Raw genomic sequence first — 12,769 nt, 5'->3', positions numbered from 1 at the left:
GTGTCTTGGTCCCTGTGTTGGGGCCTCCGGGCATATTGCGGAGGCTTATCGTGTCGATTCTAAATGCTTCAATAGTATATATGTTTATTATAAGAGATAAGAACCTAGACTATGATGAGGAAAATTTACATGGTATTTGCCTTGCTTTCTTGTATGATGATGTCTGTTCAGGCTAAAACAGACGGTCAGATTCATCCTGGAGCTATTTGGCAAGACAATCGGGGAATTCATATTAATGCGCATGGTGGCGGCGTTATGCAGTATAATGGAACCTATTATTGGTTTGGTGAGCATAAAGCTGAAAACACAAGTAGTGCTTTAGTTGGGGTGACCTGTTATACGAGTAAAGATCTGGTGCATTGGAACTATCAGGGGGTAGCTCTGTCGGTTAGTGATCAGCCAGGTAGTGATATTGAAAAGGGATGTATCTTGGAACGCCCTAAAGTGGTATATAACGAAGCTACTGGTAAGTTTGTGATGTGGTTTCATCTCGAACTGAAAGGGCGTGGTTATGCTGCAGCACGTTATGGTGTGGCTGTCAGCGATAATCCTGCTGGTCCTTATCGCTTCCTGCGTTCCGAACGTTCATGTGCCGGACTTTATCCGCAAAATTTAGCGCATCGTATGTCTGTATCCGATTATCGTAAAGGTCTGAAGATGGGATGGTGGACACCTGCTTGGCAGAATCTTGTAAAACATGGTCTCTATATTGAGCGTGATTTCGATAATGGACAGATGTCACGTGATCAGACTATTTTTGTCGATGATGACGGTAAGGCTTACCATGTCTTTTCTTCAGAAGAAAATCTTACCCTCCATATCGCCGAACTTAATAAGGATTATACGGCAGAGACTGGCCGCTACTGGACGATGGCTGAAGGGGGACAGAATGAAGCACCGGCTGTCTTCAAGCATGGCGATACGTATTGGATGATTACGAGTGGATGTACGGGCTGGGCTCCTAATAAAGCTCGTATGTTTTGGGCTAAGTCTATTACAGGACCTTGGCATCAGGTTGATAATCCATGCCGTGGACCAAAGTCAGATATTACTTTCGGTGGGCAGAGTACATTTGTGCTTCCGGTTCTTACCCAAAAAGGTACAGAGTATATCTTTATGGCCGATATATGGCGCCCTCAGCATCCTAATGATGCTCGTTATATTTGGTTGCCTATCGATTTTGATTCAGCTGGTACTCCGGTGATTCATTGGCAGGATGCCTGGACTCCATCTAAACCTGTTCTCAAAAGGGCTGTTAAGAATGATGCTCTTACGGTTAGGAAGCAAGAGGTGTTAAGTTATATTCAGCTTGTTAATGACTATTGGCAGGCTAATAATAAGCCAGAAGTTCGTAGCTTCTGGGATCATGCCGCTTACCACACAGGTAATATAGCTGCTTATCAGCTTACTGGTAACCGTTCCTGGTTGAATTATTCTTCTACTTGGGGTGAGTATAATAAGTGGATGGGTGCTCGAGAGTCAAATCCGGCTAAGTGGAAATATCTCAAATATGGAGAAGGACAGGATTATGTTCTTTTTGGCGATTGGCAGATTTGTTTTCAGACGTATCTTGATCTTGTGGCTATTGAACAGGGTGGTTATAGTCGTAAGATGATGGAAGACCCACGTGTGGCTCGTGCCATTGAAGTTATGGGATATGAAGCTGACAGTAAAGTTCACGATTATTGGTGGTGGGCTGATGCGCTTTATATGGTTATGCCGGTGATGACGAAAATGTATAAGATGACTGGCGATGAGAAATATCTTGATAAACTTTATGAGAACATCTGTTATAGCGATAGTATTATGCTTGATGAGGAGACAGGACTTTATTTCCGCGATGGCCGTTATGTTTACCCTAAACATAAGACAAATAGTGGCAAGAAAGATTTCTGGGCAAGAGGTGATGGTTGGGTGTTGGCCGGTTTAGCTAAGGTATTACAAGATATGCCTTCCGATTATCGTCATTATCGATTCTTCTTGGAGAAGTATAAGAAATTAGCCAAGTCGGTTGCCGCTTTACAGCAAAAAGAAGGCTATTGGACTCGTAGTATGATGGATGCAGAACAGGCACCTGGCCCTGAGACTAGTGGTACTGCCTTTTTTACTTATGGCTTGTTATGGGGAATCAATCACCAGATTTTGTCGGCTAAGGAATATATGCCTGTAATCAATCGTTCATGGCATTATCTCACGAAAACTGCTATTCAAGGTAATGGCAAATTAGGTTATGTTCAACCTATTGGTGACAGGGCTATACCTGGTCAGGTTATTAATGCTGATAGTCAAGCTAATTTTGGAGTAGGGGCATTCCTTCTTGCTGCTACTGAGTATTATTACTATTTAAGTAAATAGTTCTAAAAATAGGTAGGTGTTTTTAAGTAAATAGATGTTTATTTGCTTAAAAACACCCTCTATTTATTTTTTTCTATCGTATCCTTCTATTATTCTCACTATTTGCTATCAATTTGACACTTTGCTATTTTATACTTTACAATTATTCTTTTTTGACCTATTTCCATGCTTGTTAAGCGCATTTTTTCTGTCTTTACTTTCTTCAAATTGAAAGTTTGTGCCCTTTAAATCCCTTTAAACCCTTGCTATTTTAAATTTCAAGGTGTTTTAAGGTTTGACTCTTAATTACGACTCATTTCAATCTGTTTTTTCGTAAACAGTTCATTTATAGGCGTTTTAACAAAAAAATGTTTGGCACTTTAAAAAATAGTTATAATTTTGCAGCGTTTTCAAGAAATGATCTATTTATAGGCATGTATGAAAGTATGTATTTAAGTTGATAGTATACAAAATTAAGCGAATGACTATGTTGAAGTTTCTTGCTACTTTGGGTTTCCTATCTCTAGTAGTAACTCCCATTACTGGACAAAACAAATCAAATTTTAGACAACCAGCAGAGTTTCCTTTCGTGTTGGTTTCAGATTCAGGTGCAGTGGCTCCTGTGATTTCTGATTCATTATTTGATCAGGCATCTCGAGGTATTCGTTTTCGTGTCAATAAGACATACTTGATAAAAAATCAGCCTTTTATTTCCCTTTATAACGATAGTTTGCTGTCTTGGGCGCATGATAACAATTTGCGTTTAAGTAAGGTTTATATTCGTGGTGCTGCTTCTCCAGAAGGACCTTATGACAATAATAAGTATTTAGGTAAGGCTCGTGCTGCTCGTTTAGTGGAGTTCCTCGACCGTGATGGCAGTCTAAAAAAGGCTAACGAAGTTCTTTCTTCTGGTATCAATGAAGATTATGCTTACCTGATTACTTTAATGAAAGAAGCTAATGATCCCGGATATCCGGAAGTGGAGGCTATGTGGAATGCATGTGGTCATAGTGAACCTAAGATGAAGATGAGATTGATGCAGGCTTATAAGGGTAAACTGTGGAAACGTCTTCTTGATCAGTATTTCCCAATACTTCGTCAGGCTCGTGTTATGTTATGGTATACCACTCGCTATAATCTTCATATTGGTAATCTCGGACAGTTATATCCTCATATGATGCTGGCTGATTTGCCTGATTTGCAAGTGCCACGTTCTGATCGTTCGCCTAAATATGCACGTCGACATCTTATAGCCCTTCGTACCAATTTGCTTCATGATTTCTTCTATATGCCTAATTTCGGAAAGGCTTTTGGTATGAATGTTCAGTTGGAATACTATCCTCTTACGGGGCATTATACCTATAATGCGGGATTTACTTATACTAATCATCGTCATTGGGAGGATTATCAGTTTTTTCAGATTCGTGATCTTCGCTTAGAACTTCGTCGCTATTTTGTTGGTGGTGGAGAATTTATAGGTCCTTTTCTCAGTGCTTATGCTAATGGTACTTTCTATGGTATTGGTTTAAGCCAGACTAAAGGTTGGGAAGGTGAAGGTGGTGGTGCCGGTATCGGTATCGGATACACGTGCAAGTTGAATCGTAAGGGGTCCCTTCGTCTTGAGTTTAATGCCGAATTCGGTGGTTTTTATACTGAGTATGATCCTTATATATATGGTAATCCGATTACGGGTACCAAAGATGGTCTTTACTATTATGACTATTATGGTAAAGCCAGCGATTTTAAGGAGCGTCAGCATAGTCGACTTTGGTTAGGTCCTACCAATGCAGGTATCCACCTTACTTATGATATCATTTACCGAAAGAAGAAGCAAATCAGATGAAAAGGAAAATTTCTTATATAGTAATAATCATTTTAACGGCGCTTACCTCGCTTACATCTTGTATCGAACCGCCTTTGTATTTGCCGGGTGAAGAACTGCAAATTGTTATGCCTGAGGTATATACTGATATTGATGTCGCCTGGGATGTAGAAACTGATATTCAGGTAAAATGGCATTATGGATGGGATAAAGAAGATACTGAGCTTTTTGATTCTCTAGGTTATCCGATGCCTACAGTCCTGGAAGTTCGTCGTCTTTATAATGGTCAGTATGCTGATGGTAATGTTATAAGTACTGATGCTTTTACTACGACCAAGAGTACCTTTAGAAAATATTTTGAATTCGGCTATTATGATATGCTCTTTTGGTCGGATGTTGATAAAGATAATGATGTAGCTCCAAATCTTCAAATTAATGAACAGGATGTTCAGGCTGTTCAAGCCTATACTAAGGGTAATCATGGTATGTATGGTTTGGATATTGACTCTATTGATACCACTAAGGTTATAGGTCTTCATGATCAGCCTGAGATGTTTTATGGTGCCTTTCCACAGGATATTTACATCTCTACCGATTTACGCGATTATGAGTACGATTCTATAAATAATGTGTACATAAAGCATATCGAAGCCAAACTGAAGCCTTTAGTTTATGTTTATCTCTTTCAGATAGTGCTTCATAATAATCATGGTATCGTACAGGCTGTAGATGGTAATGCGGCTATCTCTTCTCTTGCTGGAAGTGTCAATGTAAACACTGGTCATACTGGTGAGGAGCCTAGTATGGTTTATATGAACACCCGTATGAAGCAAAATATCGATGTCGATGGTGAAAACTGTGATATTATTGGTGGCCGTCTGAATACTTTTGGTCTTTGTGATATGGATCGTTATGATGCGGAGCGTGGTACTACTTATCAGGGTGGACAGCCTAATTTCCATAATTATATTTATTTTGATATGACCTTAGCTGATGGCTCTGTGAAAACGTATCGTTATGATGTAACCGATCAGATGCAGGCTAATGCTTATGGAGGTATTATCACTCTTCATGTCGACTGTGAGAGTCTTGAACCGATTTATAATGATGCTAATAAGATGAGTGGTCTTTTCATACCAACTATTGAAGATTACGAAGAAGTTATCTGGCATGTCGAAATATAAGAAAATAATCGTTAAGAATATATCCGAATCATAGTAATGTATAATTTTAAAAAGTCTAAACTAGGCGTAATGGCAACGATGGTACTTGCTGGTGCTTTGGGCTTGTCAAGCTGTACCTCGGGTAGTGATGCTGATGAGGAGTATACAGGTAATTTAGACCCTGTAGGCTTCAGTCAGGTCGCTATCCAGTCGTTAAAGAGCAATGCCACCGAAGCTACAAGTAATTCCCCTCTGACACAGGGGTTTATGGTGAGTCTTTGGAAGGGGTTTGCTACCAGTAGCCAACAAACGCTCATGGATATGTACGAAGTGAAATACCTTACGGACAATTGGACAGGTTCTTATTCTTGGTCGTATGTGGGTACTACTGCTGATGGCTTCAGTAAAGAGCAGCGACAGACTTATTGGGATACGAACAAGATGCCATACCGTTTTTATGCACTTACACCTTATCCAACAGATGTTACCGGTTTTGTTTTATCCGACACTCAGTTAACTTTGCCGTTGTCTGCTCAGTTCACGTATCAGACAAGTACTAATGGAAATATTTCTGAAGGTCGCGAAGATTATCTTCCAGCTCAAGTAGAGCGACAGGCTAGTGGTAAAGATTACGATGTGATGATCGACAACGGAACCAAGCAGATTAATACGGGTAGCACTACGCTCAATCGTTCGGTGGCTTTACCTTTTCATCATTTTACCTCAAAGGTGCGGTTTGGCATTTATACCGAGTCGATCGTATCTACAGAAGAAGCGCTACCGGTTACGGATATTGTCATCAAGGTTGTTTCGGATAATTTTGCTACATCGGCGATGGGCTATCAAGCCAACCTCAGTACGGGCGATATGCTTTCTGGCAGTTTTACACAATTGACACGTCAAAATGGTGTTGTACTGCTTACCACAGATTCAAGTAATGCGAATGACAACAATATCCTTCAAGCGAATAAAGATACCAAAGCCTATATGATGCGATGCCCAGAGGGGCTGCTACAGATACCTCAGAGTGGCGTAATGCTCACAATTAGTTTTAAGGTGGGCTCGAAAGAATTTACAGACATACCATTGACGGTAACCGAAGGCGATGAAACGATGACCTCATTTACATGGAATCCTAATACGCTCTACACCTACCTGATTAAGGTAAAAGACCTGGTTAAGGCGGATATCGAATGTACTGCAACGATAGAAGATTGGGATTACATTTATGCGACAATTAACACTGATCTTGAAAAGTAACATAATTAATAAATATTGCGATATAATCTAAAAGAATAAGTATACGTAAAATAAAATGAAGAAGCTTAATTACCTCATGTTTGCGGCTGCGACCGCCATGTTTGCTACTAGTTGTAGTACCGATAGTTTGGAAGCTTTGATTCCAGACAGTGAAAAAACCGCTATTGAGTTTGGTGGTAGTTCTGCACAGGTTACTCGTGCAGGATTGAGTAAAGCCAGTGAAACGAATGTTGTGATGCAGATCAAAAGTCAGAAAAAGGGTAGTACCGGTGATAATGATGTCCGTGTAACTCGTACTATGGCTACAGCTTCTGCTGATAACACTTATGATGACACATCATTATCTACATTATCTTTTTTAAGTGCTTATCAGCGTTATTGGGATGATGCGTATGGTCGTGATGCTGAACTTTCTGTTTATGCGATAGCTGTTCCTGGTAAAACGACTAATTCTATGGCTGCAGAAACTAAACTTACTGCAAGTACTTCTACTTGGTCTTCTGAAGAGTTATCACACAATGTAGATTGGACTGTTTCTACAGCTCAGACTAATACAACTCTTGCTGATGAGGATCTTATCTTCAGTAATAATATCAGTGGTGACAACAAGATGAAATTCACGCTTACTGATTCTAATGACGAGGATGGTGCTGGTAAGTTTGATTCTGGTAACTTGAATTTTACTCACGCTTTATCTCGTATTACGATTAATTTGAAGAGAGGTGCAGGTTTCTCTGGTGAAAATACATTCCAGTTTGCTACTGGTACTAATGTTTCTCTTAACGCTATGCCTGTAGGGGGTACACTTGATTTGGCTTCAGGTGAGTGGACAACTGCTTCTACTGCTACTGTAACTTCTATGTACGAGGCTAGTGCTATTACAGGTTCTGCTGCTAACGAGTATACAGATTATAAACTGATGGCTCAGGTATTACCAGGCAAGATTTATACTGATGGTGATGTGAATAAGGAACTCAGCTTTACTATTGATGGTAACCAGTATACCATTTCATCTGATATGATGTTTGATGCTTTGAACGTTGCAGATGTAAAGGCTTCAGTAACTAAACTTACTGATACGAATATCACATTAGAGAAGGGATTGAATTATACATTCAATATTACTGTAAACAAGACTGGTGTAAACGTTACTGCTAGCATTCAGGATTGGACTCCAATTACAGCAGAAAATTTAGATTTGACTAACGATAATATCAAGGTTTCTGTTTATGATACAGAGAATAGTCATATTAGTAATTTCGAACTTTATCGTTCTGTTGTAGATAATGAGGGTAATTCAGATGGAACTTATGCTCCTAGAGGTAATGCTACTTGGTACTATCAGGATAACCAAACTTATTATAATTTCCGTTCTACCTCTAATGTAAAGAGTTTGAATTCTGAAAAGAAGAGTTTTGCGATGACAGCAGGTTCAACAGACTATCAGTGGGGTGCACCATTGAAGGCTGATGCGATTACTGCTGGTAAAACTCCTAAGTACGATACAGAAAATGGTTACAATGACTTAATCTATGGTCAGATTGGTGCTACTTCTAGTACTATTAATATGACTCAGTTCCACATGATGAGCAAGGTAACCGTAAAGCTCACTTCTGAACCAAAAGATGATAAAGATGATAACCAGAAAGTAGACTTAACTGGTAGCAAGGTATATATTACTCGCATTAATAAAGATGGTGAAGTTCTCATGGCTACAGGTAAGATTACATCATCTAATCTGCAGGCTGACTTGGAGATGACTCCAGCAACTAACACAACATCTTATATTTATAATATGAGTGTTGTACCTCAGACATTGGTTCGTGGTACTTCTGATGCAGATTATATCGGTATCCGTATTGAGACTGCTTCAGGTAAGTCTATTTACTACTACGAGAAGCTTAGCGATGTGAAAGCTTCTGATGCAACTACTAGTCAGAATAATACAAAGGGTGAGTCTATTTCTTACTGGTATCCAGGTCATCACTACACGTATGTATTTAATATCCTCAAGACTGGTGTTAATGGTGTTACCGCTTCTTTGGTAGATTGGACTACGGTAACCGGTGCAACACAGAATATCTCTCTCGAGGACTAATACGAAATCATCTTAAATTCAAAAATTAATTTCAACAATTAATTAATGAAATTAAATACAACATACATATCTCTCATTTCACTGCTCACGCTGACTGCGTGTAGCAGTGACTTGTCGGATATTCTCAACGGTAATTCGGGTAAAGAGGAAGTGACCTTTACGACAACGAATTTGGAATCTTCTGTCGTTACTCGTGCTGGTTTCGCAGATGGTAATACTGCCATTTTTGCGAAGATGAAAAGCGAAGCGAATAACAAAACTACTCAATGGACTGCTACAACTTTGTTGGCAAGCAAAGATACAACGAATAGTGAGACATCAACAAGTAGTGTATCATATAATACGGTGTCTGATACTCGTTTTTGGGATGATACCCATGGACGAGAAGCGAATATTTCTGTATATGCTGTTGCTATAGCAAATAATAGTGAAACGACCAATACGGCAAGCTCTCTTTTATTAGCTCCTAATCAGTGGACAGATTCTACAGATACGAATTCTGGTCTGTCCTTTGATTATACCGTTTCTACTGCTCAGAATGTAGCTACAACTTCTTTTGATCAGTATGATCTTGTTTATAGTAACAATATTACGAATGGTACAACGGACGCTCGTTTGAAGTTTACTCCTTCTTCTTCTGATAATAATGGTCATACGGGGTCTTTTGACAAAGGTAGTCTTCTGTTTAATCATGCGCTTACTAAGATTACGGTTAATCTTCTTAAGGGTAATGGTTTTGAGGGTGACTTCGCCTCAGCCAAGACTTCTGTGATGATTGGCTCTTCTGCTAATCAGCCTACATTAAAAGGTAATTTTGATGTGTCATCAGGCGAATGGGCGTTAGATGAGACTACGAAAGGTGAAGTTTCTGCTACAGTAGGTACTTTATTGAATTCTTATGATGTAGATAATGCTACTTATGATGTTATTCCGACGAATGCTATCGTCATGCCGGGTTATACTTTGCGTCAGTCGAATACCAATACTGCGCTTACGATTAATGTATCCGATAACTTATATTATGTGAGCGAAGCTAATTTGTATGCGGCTCTTCAAGATGTGTTGTCGCTTTCGGAGAGTTCTTATGCAATGGCTCAAGGTTATCATTATATTTTCAATATTGAGTTGAATAAAACGGGAATTAAGGTTACTGCTTCTTTGGCAGACTGGAATTCTGTTGTTGGTGAAACGCAGAATCCATCTAATGCTCGTATTTCTGTCGAATTCCTCAATGTTGATGGTAGTTCAGCTCAGAGTAATGTTAATTTGTATCGTCTCCTGGATGAGGCTTCTGAGATTTCTGATGATTATGTCGGCATGAACTGGAATGGTAATTATGGTTCGGCTGCTACGGTAGAAACAAACGGTATTACAAACTGGTATTTTGATAGTAATAAGAGTTATTATCATTTCAGAACGACGAATGTGACTCCTACTGCGGTTTCAGCAATGACTGCAACCAATAATGATGGTGGGGATTATGTGTCGATTTCTAATGGTAAAAGAGATGCAAGCGATCCTATTTGGGGCGCTCCTATGAAGGGTAATACTATTAGCTATTCGTCTACTAGTGGTTTTACGGATTGTTTGATATCTGCCATTGGTCCTACTTTGAATACGATTCATCTTACCCAACTTCACATGTTGTCTCGGTTGGATATTCAGTTGAAGACCACGACAGGTACTGATGCTGTAACTCTTGAAGGTTCTACGGTGGTTATTACTGGTATGAATCCTAAAGGACAGGTGTTAATGGGGTCAGGTAAGATTAATGCTACAGGTACTGTGACAGATGTTACCATGACTGCTCCTTCTGAAGGAACTGTGGCTACAAAACCTTTTACTTGGGATGTCGTTCCGCAGACTCTTTCTCATATAGGGTTGATTATTACGACAGGTGATCTTAATAAGTATGTCATTTCTGATTTGAGCACTATCGTAGAGACGGGTACTACATCCACGATTTCTGAGTGGATTCCCGGAACACATTATACATATACCTTCGATTTGAGGAAGACTGACGTTAAGGCTTCTGTAAGTCTCGCTGATTGGACAACCAAGTCAGCAAGTGCTCCCGTTTGGTTCTAAAAACAATACAAGATTATAAATGAAGACATTAAAATATTCCATAGTTTCGTTATCTGCATTGATGCTTCTGGCAAGTTGTTCATCAGACGACTTAACAAACGAAAACGCTTCAGATCGTCTGGCTTTGAGTTTCGATGCCTCTTTGAGTTCTGCTCAGGTTACACGTGCCACAGCTAATTCTTTTGACACAGGTGAAACCTTGTATACTTTTGTTCAGCATGTTGATGCTGATGATCAATTGGTTAGTATCGATGACCGTTCACCACGAATGGTAACTTTGACTGTTGGCAGTGATAAGACTAGCGTTACTTCTACAGAAGATCTCTATTGGGATGATTTCAGCCTTGGTGGCGGCGATGATGATACGAATCTTCGTAAGTCTGGTCATGGCTTACGTAGTTACTATGGATATGGTTATAATGGTGGTACACCGAGTACGGCGCTTGTAGATAGTACAGGCGTGTTGGGTTGGACTGCTCCTACTACTCAGAATTCTGCTGAGATTGTTCAGCATGCTGATTTGCTTTGGTCGTCTACTCAGCCTAAGGTGGCTTATAACCGTGGTGCTTCTTCTGCCGAAAGTGGAACCGGCACATTGTCTGTTCCTTATACTCATGCGATGAGTGAATTTACTATCGAATTGGTTGCAGGTGATGGTTTTACATCGAATACTACTTTTGCAAATACTACCGTTACATTGCATCAGATGAATACGGTTGGTTCCTTTACAGCTCCTTCTGCAACGGTTTCTGGTAGTACAGAAGCAGACATCACGATGTATAAAAGTTCTATGACTACAGGTCGTAGTACTTTCGTAGCGATGACTGTTCCTGGTACTGATTTGGCTAAAGATGAGTCCTTTATTACCATTACTGATGCCGATGGCAATAACTATCATCTGAATGTTACGCAGGCTATGTTGTCTACAGGTGAATCAAATTGGGGGAGCGGTCTTGCTACTGTTACAACTGAAAGTGCTACAACTTATGCCACTCAGCCTGGTTATAATTATCACCTTACGGTAACACTCGCCAAACAGGGTATTACTGCTGAAGCTTCTTTAGCAGATTGGCAAACGGTTACGGCTACTGGTGATGGTGTTATTGATTTTTCAGCTGATGTAACCACTCAGAACGCCACAGAAGGCTTAACTTCTGGCGATACTTTTGATTTGTGGATGGTACAGGATGCAACTGATTATACCTATGGAGAAAAGTCTTCTTTGGTTTCTTACGATGGTACTGGCTTGTCTTTAGCAACCCCTCTTTATTGGCCTAACGGAACAGATAAGTTCTTCTTCCGCGCGCAAGCGAATAGAAGTGTAGAGGGTGCTCTCTCTGGAAATATTTCAGAACCAACTACGGTTTCTCAGGGTGAAGATCGTATGTGGGCTACCACAAAGGCTGCGGATGGTTACGATGAAGGTGCTTCTTTGAGTCCTCGTACGGGTAATGTACCTTTGTTGTTCAGCCATATCATGAGTAAAATCAGTGTTGTCCTTAAAACGCCTGTGGCTGCATCTGGTGCTGCCGATGCGAATACGAAGCATGTTAACTTGGAGGGTGCTACGATCTCTATCAGTAATGTATATCCTTCAGGTACAGTTGATATCCATGATGGTAGTATTACACCAAGTGGCACAAAGGCTGCCATTACAACTACCGAGGGTATTGCTGCAGATGCTGTCAAGACTGAAGAAAGCTATAACACGGCAGCAGCCTTGACCGATTATATCGTTGTTCCACAGTCTACTTCAGCTATGGTTTTGACGATAACACTGGGCGATGGTACAGTCTATAAAATCAATCTGAATAGTGATGCGATCACCTTAGCTGGTTCTACTGATCTTGATAAATGGGTTAGAGGCAAAGCGTATGTGTATACTATTACGCTTGAGAAGGAAGCTGTTACTGTAGCCGGTTTGGTTAAAAATTGGGAGGAAGTTACAGGTAGTGGTAAGGCGATCTTGGAGTGGGATTAATCAGTTCCCGCTCTACACTTGTA

The 12,769-nt window shown here is 40.1% G+C and carries 7 protein-coding genes; all 7 read left to right on the top strand.

All coding sequences use genetic code 11. The features are described from left to right. Window positions 1-111: 111 nt before the first annotated feature. Window positions 112-2,355, top strand: coding sequence for a glycoside hydrolase family 88 protein (locus L6471_RS14165; RefSeq protein WP_306427369.1), 2,244 nt, complete (start codon window positions 112-114; stop codon window positions 2,353-2,355). Between the two features lie 466 nt (window positions 2,356-2,821). After that, on the top strand, window positions 2,822-4,177 hold the full coding sequence (locus L6471_RS02885) for a DUF3575 domain-containing protein (protein ID WP_179226458.1): 1,356 nt from the start codon (window positions 2,822-2,824) through the stop codon (window positions 4,175-4,177). Continuing rightward, entirely contained in the window at window positions 4,174-5,340 is a 1,167-nt protein-coding gene (locus L6471_RS02880) for a hypothetical protein (protein WP_074548989.1), read from the top strand. The genes L6471_RS02885 and L6471_RS02880 overlap by 4 nt, the downstream gene beginning before the upstream one ends. A gap of 36 nt (window positions 5,341-5,376) precedes the next feature. Then, window positions 5,377-6,579: a fimbrillin family protein gene (locus L6471_RS02875; RefSeq protein WP_144263816.1), complete on the top strand. Its 1,203-nt coding sequence runs from the start codon at window positions 5,377-5,379 to the stop codon at window positions 6,577-6,579. A 55-nt stretch (window positions 6,580-6,634) separates the two neighbouring features. Then, window positions 6,635-8,677, top strand: coding sequence for a fimbrillin family protein (locus tag L6471_RS02870; protein ID WP_094448414.1), 2,043 nt, complete (start codon window positions 6,635-6,637; stop codon window positions 8,675-8,677). Between the two features lie 45 nt (window positions 8,678-8,722). Then, a complete protein-coding gene (locus L6471_RS02865) occupies window positions 8,723-10,765 on the top strand; it encodes a fimbrillin family protein (protein ID WP_144263817.1) in 2,043 nt (680 codons plus the stop codon). Window positions 10,766-10,784: 19 nt separating this feature from the next. Next, window positions 10,785-12,746 carry a fimbrillin family protein gene (locus L6471_RS02860; protein WP_094448416.1) on the top strand — a complete coding sequence of 654 codons (1,962 nt, stop codon included), beginning with the start codon at window positions 10,785-10,787 and terminating at the stop codon, window positions 12,744-12,746. The last annotated feature ends 23 nt before the right edge of the window (window positions 12,747-12,769 follow it).

The sequence above is a fragment of the Segatella bryantii genome, from assembly GCF_022024215.1.
In the GTDB taxonomy this organism is placed as follows: domain Bacteria; phylum Bacteroidota; class Bacteroidia; order Bacteroidales; family Bacteroidaceae; genus Prevotella; species Prevotella bryantii.
The sequence above is the reverse complement of the archived record's forward strand: the minus strand, read 5'-3'. Positions and strand labels throughout refer to the sequence as shown.

Excerpts from the sequence above, each read along its gene's own strand:
- L6471_RS02860 (WP_094448416.1), top strand. The coding sequence starts at position 10,785 with ATGAAGACATTAAAATATTCCATAGTTTCGTTATCTGCATTGATGCTT.
- L6471_RS02880 (WP_074548989.1), top strand. The coding sequence starts at position 4,174 with ATGAAAAGGAAAATTTCTTATATAGTAATAATCATTTTAACGGCGCTT.
- L6471_RS02885 (WP_179226458.1), top strand. The coding sequence starts at position 2,822 with ATGTTGAAGTTTCTTGCTACTTTGGGTTTCCTATCTCTAGTAGTAACT.
- L6471_RS02875 (WP_144263816.1), top strand. The coding sequence starts at position 5,377 with ATGTATAATTTTAAAAAGTCTAAACTAGGCGTAATGGCAACGATGGTA.
- L6471_RS02870 (WP_094448414.1), top strand. The coding sequence starts at position 6,635 with ATGAAGAAGCTTAATTACCTCATGTTTGCGGCTGCGACCGCCATGTTT.
- L6471_RS02865 (WP_144263817.1), top strand. The coding sequence starts at position 8,723 with ATGAAATTAAATACAACATACATATCTCTCATTTCACTGCTCACGCTG.
- L6471_RS14165 (WP_306427369.1), top strand. The coding sequence starts at position 112 with ATGATGAGGAAAATTTACATGGTATTTGCCTTGCTTTCTTGTATGATG.